This window comes from Frigoribacterium sp. AC759 (assembly GCF_979256015.1).
Genome location: NZ_CEEDMT010000014.1, coordinates 1 through 22,382, shown reverse-complemented (window position 1 = coordinate 22,382; position 22,382 = coordinate 1). Strand labels below are relative to the sequence as shown.

General features: G+C 70.4%; 19 protein-coding genes and 1 pseudogene. 5 read left to right on the top strand and 15 right to left on the bottom strand.

What is annotated here, in order from left to right:
* Positions 1-62 precede the first annotated feature (62 nt).
* The 9 genes from ilvD to otsA form a co-directional block, all read right to left on the bottom strand.
* Positions 63-1,775 (bottom strand): dihydroxy-acid dehydratase, encoded by a 1,713-nt coding sequence (ilvD, locus tag ACZ6JE_RS10765; protein WP_464318927.1) that lies wholly within the window; start codon positions 1,773-1,775, stop codon positions 63-65.
* A gap of 54 nt (positions 1,776-1,829) precedes the next feature.
* Positions 1,830-2,393 carry a monovalent cation/H(+) antiporter subunit G gene (gene mnhG, locus ACZ6JE_RS10760; RefSeq protein ID WP_463463040.1) on the bottom strand — a complete coding sequence of 188 codons (564 nt, stop codon included), beginning with the start codon at positions 2,391-2,393 and terminating at the stop codon, positions 1,830-1,832.
* On the bottom strand, positions 2,390-2,653 hold the full coding sequence (locus ACZ6JE_RS10755) for an MrpF/PhaF family protein (protein WP_192058396.1): 264 nt from the start codon (positions 2,651-2,653) through the stop codon (positions 2,390-2,392). The genes mnhG and ACZ6JE_RS10755 overlap by 4 nt, the downstream gene beginning before the upstream one ends.
* Complete coding sequence (locus ACZ6JE_RS10750) at positions 2,650-3,270, bottom strand: Na+/H+ antiporter subunit E (RefSeq protein WP_464318926.1); 621 nt, start codon at positions 3,268-3,270, stop codon at positions 2,650-2,652. The genes ACZ6JE_RS10755 and ACZ6JE_RS10750 overlap by 4 nt, the downstream gene beginning before the upstream one ends.
* Entirely contained in the window at positions 3,267-4,898 is a 1,632-nt protein-coding gene (locus tag ACZ6JE_RS10745; protein ID WP_192058400.1) for a Na+/H+ antiporter subunit D, read from the bottom strand. Before ACZ6JE_RS10745 ends, ACZ6JE_RS10750 begins: the two co-directional genes overlap by 4 nt.
* Positions 4,895-5,473 carry a Na(+)/H(+) antiporter subunit C gene (locus ACZ6JE_RS10740; protein WP_464318925.1) on the bottom strand — a complete coding sequence of 193 codons (579 nt, stop codon included), beginning with the start codon at positions 5,471-5,473 and terminating at the stop codon, positions 4,895-4,897. Before ACZ6JE_RS10740 ends, ACZ6JE_RS10745 begins: the two co-directional genes overlap by 4 nt.
* Entirely contained in the window at positions 5,470-8,472 is a 3,003-nt protein-coding gene (locus ACZ6JE_RS10735; protein ID WP_464318924.1) for a Na+/H+ antiporter subunit A, read from the bottom strand. Before ACZ6JE_RS10735 ends, ACZ6JE_RS10740 begins: the two co-directional genes overlap by 4 nt.
* A 147-nt stretch (positions 8,473-8,619) precedes the next feature.
* Complete coding sequence (gene otsB / locus ACZ6JE_RS10730) at positions 8,620-9,399, bottom strand: trehalose-phosphatase (RefSeq protein ID WP_464318923.1); 780 nt, start codon at positions 9,397-9,399, stop codon at positions 8,620-8,622.
* Entirely contained in the window at positions 9,396-10,904 is a 1,509-nt protein-coding gene (otsA, locus tag ACZ6JE_RS10725) for an alpha,alpha-trehalose-phosphate synthase (UDP-forming) (RefSeq protein ID WP_463463046.1), read from the bottom strand. Before otsA ends, otsB begins: the two co-directional genes overlap by 4 nt.
* Positions 10,905-11,026: 122 nt before the next feature.
* Here otsA and ACZ6JE_RS10720 point away from each other — a divergent pair, with 122 nt between their 5' ends.
* Both ACZ6JE_RS10720 and ACZ6JE_RS10715 read left to right on the top strand, forming a co-directional pair.
* On the top strand, positions 11,027-12,034 hold the full coding sequence (locus ACZ6JE_RS10720) for a magnesium transporter CorA family protein (RefSeq protein WP_464318922.1): 1,008 nt from the start codon (positions 11,027-11,029) through the stop codon (positions 12,032-12,034).
* A gap of 83 nt (positions 12,035-12,117) precedes the next feature.
* Positions 12,118-12,831 (top strand): annotated as a pseudogene (locus ACZ6JE_RS10715) (sugar phosphate isomerase/epimerase family protein); the annotation flags it as partial.
* 92 nt (positions 12,832-12,923) lie between these two features.
* Here the strand turns inward: ACZ6JE_RS10715 and ACZ6JE_RS10710 are convergent.
* A complete protein-coding gene (locus ACZ6JE_RS10710; protein WP_463463048.1) occupies positions 12,924-14,078 on the bottom strand; it encodes an SLC13 family permease in 1,155 nt (384 codons plus the stop codon).
* A gap of 128 nt (positions 14,079-14,206) precedes the next feature.
* On the opposite strand from ACZ6JE_RS10710, the gene ACZ6JE_RS10705 reads away from it, so the two are divergent.
* Positions 14,207-14,383, top strand: coding sequence for a hypothetical protein (locus ACZ6JE_RS10705; protein ID WP_192058414.1), 177 nt, complete (start codon positions 14,207-14,209; stop codon positions 14,381-14,383).
* A gap of 87 nt (positions 14,384-14,470) precedes the next feature.
* Here ACZ6JE_RS10705 and ACZ6JE_RS10700 read toward each other — a convergent pair whose 3' ends face one another.
* Positions 14,471-15,685 carry a mechanosensitive ion channel family protein gene (locus tag ACZ6JE_RS10700; RefSeq protein ID WP_464318921.1) on the bottom strand — a complete coding sequence of 405 codons (1,215 nt, stop codon included), beginning with the start codon at positions 15,683-15,685 and terminating at the stop codon, positions 14,471-14,473.
* Positions 15,686-15,745: 60 nt separating this feature from the next.
* Here ACZ6JE_RS10700 and ACZ6JE_RS10695 point away from each other — a divergent pair, with 60 nt between their 5' ends.
* Positions 15,746-16,561, top strand: a complete 816-nt coding sequence (locus ACZ6JE_RS10695; RefSeq protein ID WP_464318920.1) for an alpha/beta hydrolase — start codon at positions 15,746-15,748, stop codon at positions 16,559-16,561.
* 26 nt (positions 16,562-16,587) lie between these two features.
* On the opposite strand, the gene ACZ6JE_RS10690 is transcribed toward ACZ6JE_RS10695, so the two are convergent.
* The 4 genes from ACZ6JE_RS10690 to ACZ6JE_RS10675 all read right to left on the bottom strand — a co-directional run bounded on the left by ACZ6JE_RS10690 (position 16,588) and on the right by ACZ6JE_RS10675 (position 20,289).
* Complete coding sequence (locus ACZ6JE_RS10690; protein ID WP_192058420.1) at positions 16,588-16,824, bottom strand: hypothetical protein; 237 nt, start codon at positions 16,822-16,824, stop codon at positions 16,588-16,590.
* A gap of 230 nt (positions 16,825-17,054) precedes the next feature.
* Positions 17,055-17,963 carry a glycine betaine ABC transporter substrate-binding protein gene (locus ACZ6JE_RS10685; protein WP_243213535.1) on the bottom strand — a complete coding sequence of 303 codons (909 nt, stop codon included), beginning with the start codon at positions 17,961-17,963 and terminating at the stop codon, positions 17,055-17,057.
* A 65-nt stretch (positions 17,964-18,028) separates the two neighbouring features.
* Entirely contained in the window at positions 18,029-18,988 is a 960-nt protein-coding gene (locus ACZ6JE_RS10680) for an ABC transporter permease (protein WP_463463053.1), read from the bottom strand.
* A complete protein-coding gene (locus ACZ6JE_RS10675) occupies positions 18,985-20,289 on the bottom strand; it encodes a quaternary amine ABC transporter ATP-binding protein (protein ID WP_192058426.1) in 1,305 nt (434 codons plus the stop codon). Before ACZ6JE_RS10675 ends, ACZ6JE_RS10680 begins: the two co-directional genes overlap by 4 nt.
* Positions 20,290-20,778: 489 nt before the next feature.
* Here ACZ6JE_RS10675 and ACZ6JE_RS10670 point away from each other — a divergent pair, with 489 nt between their 5' ends.
* Complete coding sequence (locus ACZ6JE_RS10670; protein ID WP_243213537.1) at positions 20,779-22,326, top strand: amino acid permease; 1,548 nt, start codon at positions 20,779-20,781, stop codon at positions 22,324-22,326.
* The last annotated feature ends 56 nt before the right edge of the window (positions 22,327-22,382 follow it).

Below are 22,382 nucleotides of genomic sequence, written 5' to 3'. Positions count from 1 at the left end.
GGCCGCCGTGCCGGCGGTCTCGGTGGGCCGACCCCGACCGAGGACCGCCCGGGAGGCGCGGCCTAGTAGGTGACGGCGCCTTCCGCTGCGGAGCGGACCTGGCGTGCGTACTTGGCGAGGACACCGCGGGTGTATCGCGGCGGGAGGGGCTCCCAGCCGTCGCGGCGGGAGGCGAGCTCAGCCGGATCGACGAGTAGGTCGATCGAGCGAGCGGCGATATCGACCCGAATCAGATCACCATCGCGCACGAAGGCGATCGGACCTGCGTCGACCGCTTCGGGTGCTATGTGGCCGATGCACAGGCCGGTTGTGCCGCCTGAGAATCGTCCGTCCGTCAAGAGTAGTACATCTTTTCCGAGCCCTGCGCCCTTGATGGCGGCCGTGATGGCGAGCATCTCGCGCATGCCCGGCCCGCCCTTGGGGCCCTCGTACCGGATGACGACGACGTCGCCGGCCTCGATGCGGCCCTCCGTCAGGGCGTCCATGGCCCCGCGCTCGCGTTCGAAGACCTTGGCCGGGCCCTCGAAGACCTCGGCGTCGAAGCCGGCGGTCTTCACGACGGCGCCCTCGGGGGCGAACGTGCCGCTCAGCACGGTCAGCCCGCCGGTCGCGTGGATCGGGTTGTCGAGGGTGCGGAGCACCTCGCCGTCGAGGGGCTTCGGCTTGATCGCCTCGAGGTTCTCGGCGACCGTCTTGCCGGTGACCGTGAGGCAGTCGCCGTGCAGCAGCCCGGCGTCGAGGAGGGCCTTCATGACGACGGGCACGCCACCCATCCGGTCGACGTCGTTCATGACGTACTTGCCGAAGGGCTTGAGGTCGCCGATGTGCGGCACCCTGTCGCCGATGCGGTTGAAGTCGTCGATCGTGAGGTCGACCTCGGCCTCGTACGCGATGGCGAGAAGGTGCAGCACGACGTTCGTCGAGCCGCCGAAGGCCATGGCGACCGCGATGGCGTTCTCGAAGGCCTTCTTCGTGAGGATGTCGCGCGTCGTGATGCCGAGCCGGAGCATCTCGACGACCGCCTCGCCCGAGCGGTGGGCGAAGTAGTCGCGACGACGGTCGGCCGAGGGCGGGGCGGCGGAGCCGGGGAGGCTCATGCCGAGGGCCTCGGCGACGCTCGCCATCGTGTTGGCCGTGTACATGCCGCCGCAGGCGCCCTCGCCCGGGACGATCGCGCACTCGATGGCCTTGAGGTCCTCTTCGCCGATCGTGCCGGCCTTGTAGGCGCCGACGGCCTCGAACGAGTCGATGATCGTCACGTTCTTCTCGGTGCCGTCGCTGAGCTTGACCCAGCCGGGGGCGACGCTGCCCGCGTAGAGGAAGACGCTGGCGAGGTCGAGGCGCGCGGCGGCCATCAGCATGCCCGGCAGCGACTTGTCGCAGCCGGCGAGGAGGACCGAGCCGTCGAGGCGCTCGGCGTTCATGACGACCTCGACGCTGTCCGCGATGACCTCGCGCGACACGAGCGAGAAGTGCATGCCCTCGTGCCCCATCGAGATGCCGTCGGAGACGGACACCGTGCCGAACTGCAAGGGGTAGCCGCCGCCGGAGTGGACGCCCTCCTTCGCACCCTGCGCGAGACGATCGAGCGACAGGTTGCAGGGGGTGATCTCGTTCCAGCTGCTGGCGATGCCGATCTGGGGTTTGTCCCAGTCGGCGTCGCCCATCCCGACGGCACGGAGCATGCCCCGGGAGGTCGTGGCTTCGACGCCGTCGGTGACGACTCGGCTCCGCGGTTTGATGTCGATCCCTACCGGGGTGTCCTTCTCTGGCATGGGTCGAGTTTAGGGCGTGACGACGTGTGCTCCGTCCACCCGGGCCGGGGGCGGTCAGAGCCCGTCGGAACCGCCTCGTCGATCGTCGCCGGCCTGCCGCGGCAGGCCCTCCGAGTCGCGCTCGACGAGACCGTCGCCGTCGGCCGTGGAGTGGTCGCCCACGCCCTCGACGCGGTCCATCTCGACGGCCAGGGCGTCGGCGGATCCGACCGGGAGGTCGGTGACGTCGATGTCGGCGTCGTCGCTCTCGACCGTCTCGGCGAGCTCGCCCGCCGCACGGGCCACGGCCTCGTCGAGCTCGTCGACGACGAGCTGATCGCGCCGGAGGTCGCCGTTCCGGTAGCCGGCGCGCCCGATCATGTGAGCCGAGATGGGCGCCGTCAGCATCTGGAAGACGAGCACCACGAGGAGGGACGCGATGGTGCCGACGGTGTGCTGGTCGAGCGCGATGGCGGCGAGCACGAGGATGAGCCCGAAGATCTGCGGCTTGGTCGCGGCGTGCATGCGCGAGAGCGCGTCGGGGAACCGGAGCAGGCCGATGCCCGCGGCGAGCGAGAGCAGCGCGCCGGCGATGAGCAGGACGGACGACGCGATGTCGTAGACGGACTGGGAGATCATGACGGGTCCTGCCTGGAGACGTACCGGGCGACCGTGATCGATCCGAACACCGCCGACAGCGCGAGCACGATGATCACGGGGATCGTGCGGGTGTGCCCTGAGAAGACCATGTCGGCCGCGAGCACGCAGATGAGCGTCGTCAGCAGCATGTCGGAGGCGATCATGCGGTCGAGGATCGACGGACCCCGGACGATGCGGATCACCGAGGCGAGACCGGCGAAGGCGAACAGCGCGCCCACGACGTATTCGACGACGATCATGAGGGACCCCCTTCGGAGGACGAGGACGGGGACACCGGGTCGTGCACCTCGGCGGCGGCCGGCGTGCCGTCCGCGATCCGCCGGAGATCGTCGGTGCTGCCCAGAACACGGGCGATCCTCTTCTCGACGACCAGCACGCCCGAACGGACCGCCTCGACCTCGTCGGCGTCTCGGACGCCGAGAGCGTGCAGGTAGAGGATCGACCGCTCGCGATCGGCCTCGACGACGAGCGAACCGGGGACGAGCGAGATCGCCTCGGCCACCAGCGTCATGATGAAGTCCGATCGCGTGTGCAGCTGGACGGCGACGATGGCGTTCGAGTGGACCCCCCGGGGGCCGACGGCCTGCCAGGCCACCTGCACCGACGCGCGCACGAGATCGACGACGAAGTGCGCCAGGAACACGAGCGCGTACCAGATGTTGAACCGGCCGCTCAGCTCGACCGGGGGCAGGAAGAACACCCGGGTGACCAGGAGGGCCACCGCGACACCCGTGACGAAGGCGAGCACCGTGAACTGGCTCCACAAGCACATCCACAGCACGACGAGGCCGATCAGCAACGGCATCTGACGGGCGAGGCTGCGACCCACCTCGCGGCGGGACGGACGACCGGTCATGGCGTGCTCCCCTCGTCGACCGGTCCCCCGGCGGGTGTCGGTGCCGGCGACGAGTCGTCGCCCCGGGTCTCGCCCTCTCCGGAGGGGAAGACGAGCTGCACGTACTCGTTCGACCCGTACACGCGACCTGCCGCCCGCTCGGCCACGCCGTAGAGCGGCCCGGCCGCGAAGGTGAGCACGAGCGACACGAGGACCATCCCGGCCGTCGCGCCGACCATCGTGCGGGGGTTGGTGCGCTTCTGCTGCACGGCCACGCGACCCGGCGCCTCCTCGAGGTGCTCGGTGAACGGCGACTCGTGGTCGTCGACGTCGGCCTTCGGACGCCAGAAGGCGAGGTTCCAGGCCCTCATGAGCGCGTAGAGGGTCAGCAGCGACGTGAGGGCGCCGGCGCCGATCAGCACGTAGACGAGCGGATCGTCCAGTCGCGCGCCGGCCTCGAAGAGCGCCACCTTGCCGATGAAGCCCGAGAACGGCGGGATGCCGCCCAGATTGAGCGCCGGGATGAAGAACAGCACCGCGATGATCGGGGCCGCCTTGAGGAGCCCGCCCAGTCTCGTGATGGAGGCCGTGCCTCCTCGGCGCTCGATCAGCCCCGCCCCGAGGAACAGCGTCGTCTGGACGGTGATGTGGTGCACCACGTAGTAGATGGTGGCCGCCAGCCCCTCGACCGTGCCGAGGGCGATGCCGAAGATCATGTAGCCGATGTGACTGACCAGCGTGAACGAGAGCAGACGCTTGATGTCGGCCTGCGCGACCGCGCCGAGGATGCCGACCACCATCGTCAGCAACGCGATGATCAGCAGGTAGACGTTGACGTTGCTCTCGACGAAGAGCACGGTCTCGGTCCGGATGATCGCGTAGACGCCGACCTTCGTCAGCAGACCCGCGAACACCGCCGTCACGGGCGCGGGCGCCGTCGGATACGAGTCGGGCAGCCAGAACGACAACGGGAAGATCGCGGCCTTGATGCCGAACGCGGTCAGCAGCATGACGTGGATGATCGTCTGCACGTCGGCCGGGATGGTGTCCATCCGCTGGGCGATGTCGGCGATGTTCACCGTGCCGAGCGCGCCGTAGATCATCGCGATCGACGCGAGGAAGAGCACCGACGAGACGAGGCTGACGACGATGTAGACCACGCCGGCGCGGATGCGCTGCTCGGTGCCGCCGAGGGTGATCAGCACGTAGCTGGCCACCAGCAGGATCTCGAAGCCGACGTAGAGGTTGAAGAGGTCGCCCGCGATGAAGGCGTTGAAGACCCCCGTCGCGAGGATGAGGTACGTCGGGTTGTAGATCGAGACCGGAGCCTCGCCGTCGCCGTCGGCCTGCCCCTGCCCGACCGAGAAGACGAACACGGCCAGCAGCACGATCGACGAGATGCTGAGCATCAGGGCGGCGAGGCGGTCCACCACGAGGGTGATGCCGTACGGGGCCTCCCAGCCGCCGACCTGCACGGCGATGGCGCCCTGCGTGTCGACGACCACGAGCAGCACGAGGCTGATGACCACCACGATGCCGAGGGCGACGATCGAGAGGATCGACTGCAGCCGCGGGCGACGACCCGTGATCAATGCGGCGGCCGCGCCCAGGAGCGGGACGAGGACCACGAGGGGGACGAGGAAGCTCATGCGTTCTCGCTCTCGTCGGGCTGGTCGGTGCGGTCGGTGCGGCGGCGGCCGGTGCGGCCTGAACCGGCGGGGTCGGTGCGGCTCCCGGCGGGGTCGCCGGGGGCCGCCCGACGGAGCGCCTCGGTCGACACGGCGGCCTCGGCGCGATCACCGAACTCGGTGTCACCGCCGGCGACGTCGTCGCCGTCGCTCTGCGAGTCCTCCTCTTCGGCGGGGACGCCGCGGCGCCCGATCTCGAGGTCCTCGACGTCGTCGACGACCGTGTCGACCTGGGCCAGGCGCCACGACCGGTAGATGAGCGCGAGCATGAAGGCCGAGATGCCGAAGGTGATGACGATCGCCGTCAGCACGAACGCCTGCGGCAGCGGATCGGCGAAGTCGACCGGCGCGGCCTGGCCGTCGACGATGGGAGCAGCCCCCCGGCGGCCCGACATGATGAGGATCAGGATGTTCGTCGCGTTTCCGACGAGCAGGAACCCGAGCAGCACCCGGGTCATGCTGCGCTCCAGCAGCAGGTAGACGCCGCAGGCGTAGAGCGCCGCCATGACGACGATCAGGACGAGCGAGACGCTCATGCGCGGCCTCCGTCGGTCGAGGTCGGGCCGGAGACCGAGACGGGGAGCGTCTCGCCGGCGTCGTCGGGCTGCGGCACCGGCGAACCGGTGTCGTCCTCCTCCTCCTGTCGATCGACCTCGGCGCCGAGGCTCCGGAGGACGTCGAGCACGAGCCCGACGACGACGAGGTACACGCCGATGTCGAAGAAGGTCGAGGTGACGAACTCGAGGTGCCCGAGCAGCGGGACCTCGCCTTCGACCCAGGTGGACGTCAGCGCGTCGGCCCCGAAGAAGAGGGGGACGAGCGCGGTCGCGCTGACCGTGAGCAGACCGGCGCCCAGCAGCTTGCCGGCGTCGAGCGGTGCGGCCGCACCGAGCTCGTACCGACCGCCGGCGAGGTAGCGGGCGACGAAGGCGAAGCCAGCGACCAGCCCGCCGGCGAAACCGCCGCCCGGCGTGTTGTGCCCCGCGAAGAGCAGGTAGATCGAGACGACGATGATGGCGTGGAAGATGAGCCGGACGACGACTTCGAGCAGGATCGATCTGTTCTGCGGCGCCAGCTTGCGACCGGCGAGGAGCCAGGCGCGACGATCACCCTCCGTGCTGTCGCCGATCTGCACGGTCGAACCGCCGTCGGGCACGACGGGTGCCGGCTCGCGCAGGGGCCGGACACGGGCGAGGAAGCGCTGCGCCCGTGTGCGACGCGCGGGTCGGGGCAGGATGTCGGCCCGCGAGGTGATGAAGACCAGGCTGGCGACACCGGTGGCCGCGACGATGAGCACGGCGATCTCGCCCATGGTGTCCCAGCCGCGGATGTCGACGAGGGTGACGTTCACGACGTTCTTGCCGTGACCGCCGTCGACGGCGAGCGAGGGGAACGCCCCCGAGATCGTCGCACCGGGCCGGGCGCCGAGCGCGACCACGGCGATGGCCGCCATGACGGAGCCGACGGCCACGCCGATGACCGCGCGCGCGACCCGGTGCGTCCGGCCGTTGCGGTCACCGAGACGGGCGGGCAGGCGCCGCAGCACGAGCACGAAGGCGATGAGCGTGATCGTCTCGATGAGCGCCTGCGTCAGGGCGAGGTCGGGCGCCCCGTGGAGGGCGAACAGGGCGGCCATGCCGTAGCCCGTCACCCCGACCAGGACCACGGCCTGGAAGCGCTTGTTCGACAGCGCCGCGGCGATGGCCCCGACGATCATCAGGACGCCGATCGCGAGCTGAGCGGGATAGTCGAAGAGCACGGCCGAGCTCGGCCACGTGCGGTTCAGCGACAGCGTCACGATGGACGAGGCGATGAACACCACGAGGATCGTCGCCAGGTAGAACGGCAGCGAACCGCGCTGGGTCGTCGCCGTCGTGCGCGAGGCCGTGCGGTCGATGCCCGCCATGATGCGGACGTACCCGTCGGAGGCGCGGGGCAGGAACGAGACCGCCTTCTGGAAGGCGGACACCCGGTCGCGCCGCCAGAACAGCAGCGCGCCGACCGCCAACGAGATGGCGGTCAGCCCCAGGGCGGGCTCGAGACCGTGCCACAGCGCCAGGTAGTACGGCTCGTGGTCGCCGCCGCCCGCCGGGAGGGTGTCGGCGTAGCGGGCGAACACCGGGTCGACGGGGTGTGCGAGGAGACCGAGCACGAGACCCGCGACGGCGAGGACGACGGGGGCGAACAGGAAGTCGATGTGCTCGCGGACGAAGTCGACCGGTTCGACGCCCTTCTTGCGGGCGAAGGCCCCCCAGAGGAACCGCAGGCTGTAGGCCGTGGTGAGGATCGATCCGACCACGACGCCCACGAGGGCGATGACGCCCCAGACGGCACCGGACTCGGCGTCGTGCAGCAGGGCGGTGAGCACGGCTTCTTTCGCGACGAACCCGAAGGTCGGCGGGACGCCCGCCATGGAGGCGAGCGCGAGCACCGTCACGACGAGGAGCACCGGCGTCTGACGACCGAGACCGCTGAGCTTGCGGAGATCGCGGGTGCCCGTGCGGTGGTCGATGACGCCCACCACGAGGAAGAGCGTCGACTTGAACAGCGCGTGGGCGACGAGAAGCGCCAACCCGGCGAGGGCGGCGTCGCGGGTGCCGTAGCCGACGACGATCGTGAGGAACCCGAGCTGGCTGACCGTGCCGTACGCGAGGACGAGCTTCAGGTCGTGCTGCCGCAGAGCGCGATAGCCGCCGAGCACCATCGTCACGACACCGACGGTGACGATGATCTCCTGCCAGCCGGGCGAGTCGTGATAACCGGGCGCCAGTCGGGCGACGAGGTAGATGCCCGCCTTGACCATGGCGGCGGCGTGCAGGTAGGCGCTGACCGGAGTCGGGGCGGCCATGGCGGCCGGCAGCCAGAAGTGGAACGGCACGAGGGCGGACTTCGACAGGGCGCCGACGAGCACCAGCACGACGGCAACCGTGACGGCCGTGCCCGAGGGGGGCTCGGCGACGAGTGCGGCGAGGGAGCTCGTCCCGCCCTGCACGGCGAGGATGACCAGGCCCACCAGCATCGCGAGACCGCCCGCGGTGGTGACGATCAGGGCCTGCAGGGCGGCGCCGCGACTGGCCTGCTTCGACGTGTAGTGGCCGATCAGCAGGTACGAGAAGACGCTCGTGGCCTCCCAGAACACGAAGAGCACGAAGACGTCGTCGCTCGTGACGAGGCCGTACATGGCACCGGCGAACGCGACCAGGACGGCCGCGAATCGCGCCAGCCCGGCCTCGTCGCTGTGGAAGTAGCGCGCGCAGTAGACGAGCACGAGCCCGCCGATGCCGGTCACGACCAGGGCGAGGACCCAGGCCAGGACGTCCATCCGCAGGGTGAGCGAGATCGCCAGCTGCGGGATCCACGGCACGGTCTCTTCGGGGACCTCCCCCGACAGGACCGCGGGCCCCTGCAGGGCCGTGAAGACGAAGACCGCGAACGGGACGAGCGAGGCCCACAGGAACAGCGACGTGCCGAGGCGGCGTCCGATGCCCGCGACGACCACGGCGGCCACCGCGAAGGCTGTCAGGGCTACGATCACGACGACCTCCGTCGGCTGGCGACCTCGTCTACCGATCGGGATGAACGGGCGCGGGGAGTCGGGCGGAGAGTCCAGACTACCTTGCAGGCACCTGGGAACGCCCGGTCGCGTTCGCCTCGGAGCCGACCCCGGCCGACCCCGGAGACCTCAGGAGTGCCCGAGGTGCGCCCGGAGATCCGCCAGCTCGGTCAGCAGTCGCGCGACGGCCTGCGGGTCGGCCACCCGGTGCCCCGCTCGCGACTCCCCCGGTCCGACCTTGACGGCCAGATCGCCCTCCCCGAGGGCCGCGAAGCCGTCCTCGTCGGTGACGTCGTCGCCGGCGTAGAGCACCCCGGTCGCGCCCACGATGTCGCGCAGCCGATCGATGCCGTCGTTCTTGCCCGTGGACCGGACGGCGTACTCGAGCACGTTCTTGCCCGTCCGCGCATGGATGCCGTCGAGCGCGCCGACCGTGCGCCGCGCCTCCGCCAGGACCGTCTCGGTGGTCTCGTCGTCGGCGAGGCGCGTGTGGAGGGCGAGACCGGCGGGCTTCTCCTCGACGAAGACGCCCTCGTGCCCCGCGGCCGCCGCGTGCACGGCGTCCGAGAGGCGGGCGCGCGCCGCGACCTCGTCGGGGGTGAGCGAGGTCTCGTGGCCGTCCATCCGCAGCTCGATGCCGTGCGAGCCCACCAGAAGCACCTCCTCGGGCGTCTCGCTGATCGCGCTCAACGAGGCGAGATCGCGCCCCGAGACGAGGGCCACCGTGGTCGACTCGGCCGCCGCGAGTCGTGAGATCGCGGCGAGCGCCTCGGGCAGCGCCCTGGCCTCGAGGGGCGCGTCGACCTCGGGCGCGAGCGTGCCGTCGAAGTCGAGGGCGACGAGGAGGCGCGGGGTCGTCGCGAGACGACCGAGCGCGTCGGACAGGGCGCGGGGGTCTTCGGAGGTCATTCGGCGGGGCTCTCTTCGGTCGTTCCGGTGGACACGGCGTCCGCCGGGGTGATCTGCTGGCCGGGGCGCACGTTCTCGAGCGCCTGCAGGAACGACGCCGACCACTTGGCCACGTCGTTGTCGAGCACCCGGCGACGCAGGGCCCGCATGCGGGTCGTGCGATCGCGGCGCGGCATCTCGATCGCCCGCATGATGGTGTTCTTCAACCCGCCGATGTCGTGCGGGTTGATCAGCAGCGCGGTCTTGAGCTCGTCGGCGGCGCCGGCGAACTCGCTGAGCACGAGCACGCCGTCGTTGTCGCGGCGGACGGCGACGTACTCTTTCGCGACGAGGTTCATGCCGTCCCGGAGGGCCGTGACGAGCATGACGTCGGCCGCGAGGTAGAGGGCGACCATCTCTTCGCGCGGATAGCCGTGGTGGTGGTAGCTGATGGCGGTGTGGCTCATCGTGGCGTAGTCGCCGTTGACGCGGCCGACGGTCAGCTCGATCTCGTCGCGCAGCTGCTTGTAGGTCTCGACCCGTTCGCGGCTCGGGCTCGCGACCTGCACCAGCGTGGCGTCCTCGACGCTGAGGCGACCGTCGGCGAGCAGCTCGCCGAACGCCTTCATACGGTGGCGGATGCCCTTCGTGTAGTCGAGGCGGTCGACCCCGAGCATCACGGTCTTGGGGTTGCCGAGCCCCTCGCGGATCTCGCGCGCCCTGGCCTGGATGTCGGGCCGCGCGGCGAGCTCCTCGTAGCTCGCGGCGTCGATCGAGATCGGGAAGTGCTTCGCGAGCACCCGGCGGACCTTCTTGCCCCGCTTCGACACGGGAGCCGACTCGTCGTCGACGGGCACCTCGACGTACGGGCGGGTGGTGCCGTAGCCGAGCAGATGCCGGACGGCGCGGGAGAAGTTCGACGCGTCGTCGGCGCGCTGGAACCCGATGACGTCGGCGCCGAGCAGCCCCTCGAGGATCTGCTTGCGCCACGGCAGCTGCGAGAAGATGCCGAGCGGCGGGAACGGGATGTGGTTGAAGAAGCCGATGGTGAGGTCGGGGCGGGCCTCGCGGAGCATCCGCGGCACGAGCTGCAGCTGGTAGTCCTGAACCCAGATGGTGCCGCCCTCCTCCGTGATCTCGGCGGCGCGGTCGGCGAAGCGCTGGTTGACCTGCACGTAGGCCTCCCACCAGACGCGGTGGTAGGTCGGGGCGGCGATGACGTCGTGGTAGAGCGGCCACAGGGTGTCGTTGCTGAACCCCTCGTAGTACCGCTGCACCTCTTCGGCGCTGAGCGGCACCGGGACGATCGAGATGCCCTGGTCGTCGAACGGCTCGAACTCGAGGTCCGGCTGACCGGCCCAGCCGACCCAGGCGCCGTCGTTGGCCTTCATGACCGGCTCGAGGGCGGTGACCAGGCCGCCGGGCGAGTGCTGCCAGGAGGCGCTGCCGTCGTCGGCGATCACCCGGTCGACGGGGAGGCGGTTGGAGACGACGACGAAGCCGTAACGTTCGGAAGAGTCGGGCATGAGGTGGGTCAGCTCCTGTCGGATCACCCGCACGGACGCGGGACGGCCAGATTATCAGCGGGGGTCGTGGGGGCGCCGGGGTTCCGCCCGGTGTCCGAGGCCACGGGAATAGCATTCGCCTCATGACCGACACGCGACCCGCCAGCACCAGCAGCAGCACCGCGACCGTCACGAGGGCCTACCGCCGCGGCGAGCTCATCGCGCACGGGTTCCCGCTCGCCGAGGTGAGCGACCACCTCGAGGACGGCGACTGCACCGTCTGGGTCGACTTCACCGATCCCTCGGCTGCCGATCTCGGGGAGCTCGAAGACGAACTGGGCCTGCACGAGCTGGCGGTCGAGGACGCCCTGCACGACGGACAGCGCCCGAAGATCGACCGGTACGACGGCCATCTCTTCACCGCGCTGTACGACGTGGACTTCGACCGGGACTCCGGCGTGCTCACCACGAGCGAGGTCAAGGCGTTCGTCACGTCCCGGGCGCTCGTCACGATCCACCACCCCGAGTTCGACGTGTCCCGGCTCGAGAGGACCTACGACGACAACGTCGACCTCACGACGCACGGCGTGACCTACCTGCTCTGGGGTCTGCTCGACAGCGTCGTCGACCGGCACTTCGACGCGACCGACGCGCTCGACGACGAGATCGAGGGGATCGCCGACGATCTCTTCGACCCGAAGCCGAGGACCCTCGACGTCCAGAAGCGCTCGTTCGCCCTGCGCAAGAGCCTGGTGCAGCTCCGCCGGGTGTCGTCGCCGATGCGCGAGGTGCTGAACACTCTGCTGCGTCGCGACCTGAAGGAGGTCGACGCCGAGATGCAGCCGTACTTCCAGGACGTCTACGACCATGTGCTGCGCGTCTCCGAGCAGAACGACTCGCTGCGCGACCTCGTCTCGACGATCCTCGACACGAACCTCAACCTGCAATCGAACCGGATGAACCTGATCATGAAGAAGGTCACGAGCTGGGCCGCCATCATCGCGGTGCCGACGGCGATCACCGGCTTCTACGGCCAGAACGTACCGTACCCGGGGTTCCAGTCGACGACCGGGTTCGTCACCTCGTGCGTGCTCATCGTCGCCATCGGCGGCGTGCTCTGGTGGCAGTTCAGACGCCGCGACTGGCTGTGACCGGTCGTTCGCGAACTGTTCACCCGGCCCGCCCCGAGCGCCGGGTGCGTCGGACGTAGCCTGGCCGCGTGATCACGGTCGGAATGAGCACGTCCTGCGTCTTCCCGATGTCGACCGACGAGGCCTTCCGGCTCGCCCGGCTCACCGGCTTCGACGGCGTCGAGGTGATGGTGACCGCCGACCGCGGCACTCGTCGCGCCGACCTGCTCCGCGCCTCCTCGGCCCGCTGGGGTCTGCCGGTGCTCTCTGTGCACGCGCCGGTGCTGCCGATCGCCCACTTCGCGTTCGGTCGCGATCAGCGCGACAAGCTGCTCCGCTCGGCCGAGCTGGCCGCGGACCTCGGGGCCTCGACGGTCGTCGTGCATCCCCCGTTCCTCTGGCAGCGGCGGTACTCGGCCGGGTTCGTCGAGACCGTCCGCGAGATCGCCGGGTCGACCGGGGTGACGCTCGCGGTCGAGAACATGTTCCCGTTGCGCGTCGGGCCGCTCGGGGTCGACGTCCACCGGCCCGGCCACGACCCCTCGGGCATCGACGTCGACGCCGCGACCCTGGACTTCTCGCATGCCGCGGTGGCGGGGCGCGACGCGCTCGATCTCGCGCTGGCGCTGGGGCCGCGCCTCCGGCACGTCCATCTGACCGACGGCCTCGTCTCGCAGCGGCCCGGTGGACTGCACGACTCGCATCTCGTGCCGGGTGACGGCACCCAGCCGGTGGCCGAGGTGCTCACGCACCTGGCCCGCTCGGGATGGTCGGGCTCGATCGTCGCCGAGGTGCACACCGGCACCGCCGGTCGGGCCGAGGAGGCGCGGGTCGAGCAGCTGCGGCGGACCGTCGCCTTCGCACGTCGGCACCTCGGATCCGCCGACCCGGCTTCCGCGCCGGCGCCGGGTCAGAGCACGAGCACGGTCGCCACGACGGCGAGCGGCACCGCGACCACCGCGATGCCGAGGCCGGCCAGCATGAACCGGCCCCAGGACACCTCGACGCCCATCGACGAGAGCCGCGAGTGCCAGAGCAGCGTGGCGAGCGACGCCCACGGCGTGACGAGGCAGCCGATGTTGACGCCGATGAGCACCGCCACCAGACGGAGCGGAGACCCGGCCACGGGTTCGAGCGCCAGGTAGGCCGGCAGGTTGTTGGCGAGGTTCGCGGCGGCGGCGCTCCCGCCGGCGAGCCGCAGCAGGTCGGGCAGCGAGTCCCCTCCGCCCACGACCGACCCCAGCAGGTCGGCCAGCCCCAGCGAGTGCGCGGCCTCGACGACCACGAACAGCCCGCCCGCGAAGAGGATCGTGCTCCACGGGACGATGCCCGGTCGGAGCACCGCGCGACGGCGGACGGCGAACGCGACGACGAGCACGAGCGCCGCGCCGGCGGCGGGGATCCAGACCTCCACCCCCGACACCAGCGCCGGCACGAGCAGGGCGGTCACGATCGCCGCTGCACGGAACAGCACGCGGTCGGCCGGCTCCTCCGATTCGGGAGGCGCGAACCGCCCGGTCAGCTGGCGGCGGTACCGCAGGCCGATCGCCGCCACCGGCACCACGACTCCGACGGCCGCCGCGGGTGCCACGAGCGCCGCGAAGGTCAGGGGCGCGGGCGAGCCGAGCTGCCCGAGCGCCAGCAGGTTGGTGAGGTTCGACACGGGCAGGAGCATCGACGCGCAGTTGGCCAGCCACACCGTCGTCAGGGCGAACGGCATCGCCGGCAGGCCGACGTGACGCGCCACGAGGACGACGACGGGCGTCAGCAGCACGGCTGTCGTGTCGAGCGACAGGAACACCGTGCAGGCCACGGCGAGGACGACGACGTACAGCCACAGCACGACGACGCGCCCGCCGGCGAGCCGCGAGCAGGTGCGCGCCAGCCACGAGAAGAGCCCCGCCTCGGCGGCGAGCTCGGCGACGACGGTCAGCGCGACGACGAACCCCAGCACGGGCGCGACCCGCTCGACGAGGGCGACCAGCTCGGCGCCGGTGAGGACACCCGCCAGGAACGCCACGAGACCCATGGCGAGGAACACGGCGCCGAGCACGGCAGTGCGCACGGGGACTCCTTCGGAGGGGACGGGACCGGCGATCCGTCCGAACCGGGCGTCGGACAGCTCAACCTACAACCGCCGGACACGACGGGCCGCACCGGATAGCGTGATCACAACGAACACGGGAGCGAACCTTGCGCAAATTCCTTTTCAACGGAGCCATCCTCAGCGCCACCTTCTCGGGCTTCAGCCTGCTGAAGAGCATCACCGCCGGTCCCCGCGACTGGCGACTGCTCCTCACGGCGGTCGCCTGGGCCGCGACGACGGCCATCGCAATCGGCAACGTGGTCGACGCCGCGAACGACGACTAGGTCGAGCGAGCCGATCCGAGCGATCGATTCGAGAAGGAGGCGCGCCCCGGGTGATCGGGGCGCGCCTCCTTCGTCGTCCTCGCGGGGTCAGCGGTCGGGTCGTCCGACCGGGCGCCCGTCGGGTCGGCCGTCGCCGTCGTCGTCCGGGTACTGGACCGGGATCGCCGACGTGAACAGCGCGGTGCGTTCGGTGTCGGCGTTCTCGCCGCTGAAGAGGCCGCCGGCCTCGGACGTCGACCGCTTCGGCCGCGCGGGGGCGACCGGCTCGTCGCCGACCATCTGCACCCGCGCGCGCGGGATCGACACGGTGCTCGAGGCGTGCAGCCAGGCGATGAGGTCCTCGCGCACCAGGCAGCGGAGGTCGAACAGGGTCGGGGCGTCCTTCGCGGTGACGAGCACCCGAACCCGCACGTAGCCGCCCGTCGCATCGGTGACCTGCAGCACCTTGACCCGGCCGTCCCAGAGGTCGGTGCCGGCCAGCACCCGGTCGAGCTCGTCGCGCATGTCGCCGGGCTGCACGCGCCAGTCCAGGTCGAACTCGACGGCGCCGAGCAGCTCGCTGTTGCGCCGCGTCCAGTTCTCGAACGGGGTCGTCGTGAAGTACGTCGACGGGAGCACGAGCCGTCGGTCGTCCCAGATGTGCACCACGACGTACGACAGCGTGATCTCCTCGATCAGGCCCCACTGGCCCTCCACCACCACGACGTCGTCGATGCGGATGGCGTCGCTGAATGCGAGCTGGATCCCCGCGAACACGTTGGCCAGGGTGGACTGCGCCGCGAGACCGGCCACGACCGAGACGAGCCCGGCGCTCGCCAGCACGCTCGCTCCGACGGCCTCGACCCCCGGGAACCCCAGCAGGAGGGCGCCGGCCGCGACGATCACGATGAGGGCGACAGTCAGTCGGCGGAGGATCAGCACCTGGGTCCGCACCCGCCGCGCGACCCGGTTGTCGGGCGTGTCGACCCGGTACCGCGACAGACCCAGGTCCTCGAAGAACAGGGCCAGGGCACCGACGAACCACGCGATGACGACGATGACCGTGCAGCGGAACAGCTGCGAGACGGCCTCCTGCCCCGGGTAGTCGGCCCCGAGGAGGCGCGGGAGCGTCGTCGAGAGCGCGATCGTGAGCAGCACCACCAGCAGCGACCATCGGAAGGGGCGGCGCATCCGCGTCACGAACGCCTTGGCCCAGTCTTTCCGGCGGGCGACGAGCGAGAAGACCCAGGCCACGAGGGCGGAGACGACGAAGGTGAGGACGACGGCGACGAGCACCGCGACGGCGAGTTCGATCCAAGGCATCGCACCAGCTTGGTCGACGCCGGCGAGCGGCGCGACCAGGAAGCGGCCAGAATGTCAGGCGTGAGACAACGCACCGACACCCGTGACGAGCCCGCCGACCGCGTCCCCGCATTCCATCGGGGATCACGCTCGCGACGCCTCGTCAAGATCGTCGCGTCGGTGCTCTTCGCCGTCGTCGTCCTGGCCGCGACCGGCTTCTTCACCTGGGCCAAACTGCCCATGTCGGCCACCGCCTCCTCGATCGCCGCCGTCGCGGCCGACCAGGCCGTGACCGTCACCGACCGACCCGACACCGTGGTCATGCGACCGGCCGAGACGCGCCCCCGCGACCAGGGCCTCGTCTTCGTCGCCGGGGCGCGGGTCGACCCGCAGGCCTACGAGCAGGTGCTCTCGGGCGTCGTCCGCACCGGTGTGACGGTCGTGATCGTGCGTCCCGTGCTCGGCTTCGCGATCTTCGACTGGCGGGCCCTCAGCGACTTCACCGCGGTCGCCCCCGAGATCTCGCACTGGGCCGTCGGCGGGCACTCGCTCGGCGGGGTCCGGGCCTGCGGCTACGCCGAGAGCGACCCCCGGGTCGACGGTCTCGTGCTGCTCGGGTCGTACTGCGCGACCAACGACCTCTCGGACGACTCCGAGCTGCCCGTGCTCAGCCTCGGCGGCAGCGAGGACGGCCTGAGCACGCCGGAGGACATCGAGCGCTACCGTGCGCAGCTGCCCGACGACGCCACGATGGTGCAGATCGAGGGCTCGAACCACGCGCAGTTCGGCGACTACGGCGAGCAGTCGGGCGACGGCACGGCGACCCTGTCGGACGAGGAGGCGCGCAGCCGGATCGACCGCGAGCTGCGGTCGTTCTTCGCGACGATCGGCCCGTAGGGCGGACGCCTCAGCGCCTCAGCGCCTCAGACGGAGCGCTTCCGCAGTCGCAGCGCCTCGAGCGCCATGCCCTGCGTGGCGTAGCGGCCCACCTCGTCGCCCCAGTGCGGGTTCGCGCCCCGCAGCGCGACGTGCGAGCCGTTCTCGACGCGGATGTGGCCGAGCACGCGGTCGGGCGTCGACACCTGCACGAGGTCTGCGGCGATCGATCGGGTGCTGACCCGGGCGTTGCGGCGGACGGCGTCGATGCTGGTGATGCTCACGGGTGGTGCCTCTCATGCTGATCCCCGGGATGTCCGGGGTGATGGTGCTGACGCATGCTGCGATCGCGACGAGACAGACGGTAGTCGCGCCTCCTCGGCAAGGCCCTGACGGTTCGCTGTGCGTAACCCCCGGCCGGGCTGCGTGATCCCGGTGTCCGCCGGGGCGGCGCACGACGAGGGCCCCGGGCGATGTCGTCGCCCGGGGCCCTCGCACAGGCGATGCGGTCGGATCAGCTGGTCAGGCCGTCGACGTACTCCTGGTTGTCGTCGATCCAGGCGTCGACGACCTCGGTGTAGTCGCTGCCGTCGACACCGCTGTTGAACATGGCGTTCTCGAGCGACGACAGACGGTCGTTGTCCATCTCGAAGCCCTCGAGCCACTCGGCGAACTGCGGGTGGCTGTCCGTGAAGCTCTTGCCGCCGAACGAGTGGATCCCCTCGGCGTCGCCCAGGGTGCCCTTGGGGTCTTCGAGGTCCTTGATCGGGAACGCGTCGTAGGCCCAGTGCGGGCTCCACAGCGTGACGGCGATGTTCTCGCCCGCGTCGGTGGCGCTCTTCAGCTCGGTGAGCATGGCGGCCGTCGACGAGGTCTGCAGGGTCAGGTCGTCGATGCCGTACTCGGGGATCGTCGCGTTCTCGACGGCAGAGGTCAGACCTGCGGCCGGCTCGATGCCGACGATGGTGCCGCCGAAGAGGTCGGCGTTCTCGTTCAGCTCGTCGATCGAGTCGATCGGGGCGTCGGCGTTGACCGCGATGGCCAGCTTGGCGCCGTCGTTCCAGGCGCCGAGGTCGGTGAGGTCGTCGCCGAACTTGTCGATGTACTCCTTGTGCGTGACGGGCAGCCAGGTGTCGAGGACGACGTCGTAGTCGTCGGTCGTGAGGCCCTGGTAGACCGGTGCGACGTCGGCCATCTCGAGGTTGACCGTGTAGCCCTGCTCTTCGAGCACGGACTTCCACAGCCAGGATGCGGCGATGCCCTCGTCCCAGCCGTTGAAGACGGCGATGTCGACGACGCTCTGGTCGCCGTTCTCGAGGGTCTCGGTCGACGACGAGCTGCCGGGGGGCGAGCAGGCGGCCAGGCCGAGGACTGCGGAGGTGCCCAGGGCGACCGAGGCTGCGATGGTGGTGCGCTTGTTCATGTGATCCTTTCGGGTGGTGCAGGAGGTGCGGGTCGGCCGATGACGCCGGCCGACCCGCCGGGGTTCTAGACCGACGCGGTGGCGCGCTCGGGCGCCGGTGCGTCGGGGAGCGGGGTGGCGTCGACCTCGGTCTCGGCACCGCCGGAGGCGGCGGGAGCGCTGCCGGCGGCGCGCGTGGAGCGCGACGGGCGACGACGGCGGTCCGCGCCGAGGGCCGCCGTCATGCGGTCGAGGATGATCGCGAGGATCACGACCGAGACGCCGGCCTCGGCCCCCAGGGCGACGTCGATGCGGTTGAGGCTCGCGACGATGTCGCCGCCGAGTCCGCCGGCTCCGACCATGCCCGCGATGACGACCATCGAGAGCGACAGCATGATGACCTGGTTGACGCCGGCCATGATGCTCGGCTTCGCGAGGGGCAGCTGGATCTGTCGCAGGATCCGCCACGGCGACGAACCGAACGCCTGGCCGGCCTCGACCACCTCGGTGTCCACCCCTCGGATGCCCAGCTCGGTCAGTCGCACGCCGGGTGCCATGGCGAACACGATGGTGGCCACGATGCCCGGCACGACGCCGACCCGGAACAGCAGCAGAGCCGGGATGAGGTACACGAACGCCGGGGTCGTCTGCATGAAGTCGAGGACGGGGCGGATGATCTGCGACGCGATGGTCGACTTGGCCGCGAGCACGCCGAGGGGGATGCTGATCGCGATCGCGATGGCACCGGCGACGAGCACCAGGGCGAGGGTCGCCATGGCGTTCTCCCACTGGTTGACCGAGCTGATCAGCAGCAGGCCGACGGCCGAGCCGACGGCGAACTTCCAGCCGCGGGCGAAGAACGCCAGAGCGGCGACGACGATCACCACGGCCCAGAACGGAGGCGCGCTGAGGATGTACTCCATCCACTCGTAGAAGAAGAGGAAGACGGCGCGCACGACGTCGAAGAAGCCGCCGAGGTTGTCGGTGATCCAGTCGACGACCGACGACACCCAGCTGCCGAAGGGGATGCGGAGGATGTCGTTCATCGGGTGGCTCCTTCGGTGACCGCGACGGGGGTCTCCTCCGTCGCGAGGGTGGCGTCGAGCTCGCTCTCGGAGAACCGCGTGACGGGTTCGAGCACGGGGATGGGCGAGGTCGTCGTGTCGACGTTGCCGAGGGCGGCGAGCAGCGTGACCCGCGGGATGACGCCGATCAGGCGATCGCGGTCGTCGACCACGGCGATGGGCAGCGGACTCTCGACGGCGAGTTCGAAGAGGTCGACGAGGGCGGCGTCGGGGCCGACCTTGGCGAACTCGGTGTTCACGATCGCCTCGAGGTCGGTGTCGTTCGTCTTGACCTGACGCATGACGTGGCGGTCGCGGACCCAGCCGAGGAGCTTGCGGTCTCGGCCGAGGACGAACAGGGCCGCGGTCTGCAGATCGCGGAGGGTGCGGAGCGCACCCCGGGGGCCGGCGGTCAGCTGCACGACGGCCCGGGCCGGCTCCATGACGCTCGACGCGGTGAGGACCCGCGCCCGGTCGACGTCCTGCACGAACTGTGCGACGTAGTCGTTGGCCGGGTCGGTGAGGATGTCCTCGGGGCTGCCGATCTGGACGATGCGGCCGTCGCGCATGACCGCGATGCGGTCGCCGAGGAACATGGCCTCGTTCAGGTCGTGCGTGATGAAGACGATGGTCTTGCCGAGCTTCGCCTGCAGCTCGAGCAGCTGCTCCTGCATCTCGCGACGGATCAGCGGGTCGAGAGCGCTGAACGCCTCGTCCATCAGCAGGATGTCGGTCTCGGCTGCGAGCGCTCGGGCCAGGCCGACGCGCTGCTGCATGCCGCCGGAGAGCTCGCTCGGGAGCTTGTCCTCCCAGCCGGCGAGACCGACGATCTCGGTCACCTCGCGGGCCTTGGCCAGACGCTTCGCCTTGGCGACGCCCTGCACCTCGAGGCCGTAGGCGACGTTGTCGATCACGGTCCGGTGCGGGAGCAGCGCGAAGTGCTGGAACACCATGGAGACGTGCTTCCGCCGGACGGCGCGCAGCTCCTTCGCGGGGACGTCGGAGATGTTCGACCCCGACACCTCCACGGAGCCCGAGGTCGGCTCGAGCAGGCCGTTCAGCATGCGGATGAGGGTCGACTTGCCGCTGCCCGACAACCCCATGACGACGAAGATCTCGCCGGGCTGCACGTCGAACGACGCATCGATGACGGCTGCCGTGCCGAAGGCCGAGGCGTCGGCGCGGCTGGCGCCGGACTCGAGGCGGGTGACCGCTTCTCGGGGGCGGCGTCCGAAGACCTTGTAGAGGTTCTTCGCACGCACGGCGGGTGGTGTCGTTGTCATGGGCTCTCCGCGGGCACGCCGGTGGACGCCTTCCGCTCGGGCAGGCGCGCCGTCGGCGGCGTTCTGGTCGGGCGGACGGGTCGACGGCGCATGCGGGACGGTCCGGCTCAAGCATCGTGATCCGAGATGCGAACCTGTACCCCACTGGTGCGGTCATGGGACCGGCACCGGCGCCACCAGACCATACGGCGACCGGGATCCGATACTGCCGGACCGCCGATCAACGCGTCCTGATGATGACGGGCCCACCGGAGCGGGCCTCGACGACCGTAGCGAACATGTGTCGCTCATCCCAACCCGCACCCCCCTCCGGAGGGACCGGACGTGTACCCCGATCCCCTCCGATCGCCGTGTTCATGGGCATCGACATCGTGGCCGTTTCGTTACACGCACTGCACCTCCGAGGGCCGTCGTCCGCAGAGCGAGGGTCCCCCGACATGCCGACCTCTCGATGTGCGCGAACTGCAGACTCGGGCCTACCCTCTCGGCATGAGCGCATCAGACGGAGACCGCGGCTCGGCCGCGCACCCGGACACCGTCCCCCAGGACTTCAGCCACGAGCAGGAGGGGTTCCAGCACGGTCTGAAGCCCCGGCAGCTGCAGATGATCGCCATCGGCGGCGCAATCGGCACGGGGTTGTTCCTCGGCGCCGGCGGTCGACTCGCCACGGCGGGGCCCTCTCTCGCGATCGTGTTCGCGATCTGCGGCGTGTTCGCGTTCTTCATCCTGCGCGCGCTCGGCGAGCTGGTGCTGCACCGCCCCTCCTCGGGATCCTTCGTCTCGTACGCCCGCGAGTTCTACGGCGAGAAGTTCGCCTACGCGGCGGGCTGGATGTACTTCCTGAACTGGGCGATGACGGCGATCGTCGACGTCACCGCGGTCGCCCTGTACCTGCAGTACTGGAAGGCCTTCACGGCCGCCCCCGAGTGGCTGCTGGCCCTCGTGGCCCTGGCCGTCGTGCTGTCGGTGAATCTGCTGGCCGTGAAGGTGTTCGGCGAGATGGAGTTCTGGTTCGCGATCGTCAAGGTCGCCGCGCTCGTGATCTTCCTGGTGGTCGGGGTCGTCTGGCTCGCCGCGGCGTTCCCGGTGACCCACGACGGCGCGGCCGTCGACACCGGCTGGTCGGTGGTGGCCGCGAGCGGGATCCTGCCGAGCGGTCTGCTGCCGGCGGTGCTCGTCGTGCAGGGCGTCGTCTTCGCGTACGCCGCGATCGAGCTGGTCGGAACCGCGTCGGGCGAGACCGAGAACCCGGAGAAGGTGGTGCCGCGGGCGATCAACACGGTGATCATCCGGATCGCGGTCTTCTACGTCGGCTCGCTGGTGCTCCTGTCGCTGCTGCTGCCCTACACCGCGTACGCCGAGGGCGAGAGCCCGTTCGTCACGTTCTTCAGCAGCATCGGCAGCCCCGAGGTGGGTCGCATCGCCGGGTCGATCATGAACTTCGTGGTCGTGACGGCCGCGCTGTCGAGCCTGAACGCCGGGTTGTACTCGACGGGTCGCGTGCTCCACTCGATGGGGATGAACGGTTCGGCCCCGAAGTTCACGACGAAGATGTCGAAGGGCGGGGTGCCGTTCGGCGGGATCCTGCTGACGGCGTCCATCACGCTGCTCGGCGTCGGCCTGAACGCGATCGTCGGCGCGAGTGCGGCGTTCGAGATCGTGCTGAACATCGCGTCGCTCGGCATCCTGACCGCATGGGGCACGATCATCCTCTGCCAGATGCGCCTCCGCCGTTGGGCGAAGGAGGGCAAGGCGAAGGAGCCCTCGTTCCGCCTGCCGGGCGCCCCGGTCACGAGCTACCTGACGTTGGCGTTCCTCCTCGCCGTGGTCGTGCTGATGGCGATCGACTGGCCGATCGGCTCGTTGACGGTGATGTCGCTCGTGGTGATCATCCCGCTGCTGATGCTCGGCTGGCACCTGCAGCGCGATCGCATCCTCGCCGCCGCGCGCCTCCGCGAGGGCATGACCGGCCCGTATCCCGTCACGGGCCGCGACGCCGCGGCGCAGCACCCCCGTCCGGGCGACGACCGCCCGTAGCGCCACTCCCCCGCCGCGAGCGGGACGGACTCCGCCCCCTCCGTCCCGCTCCCGCG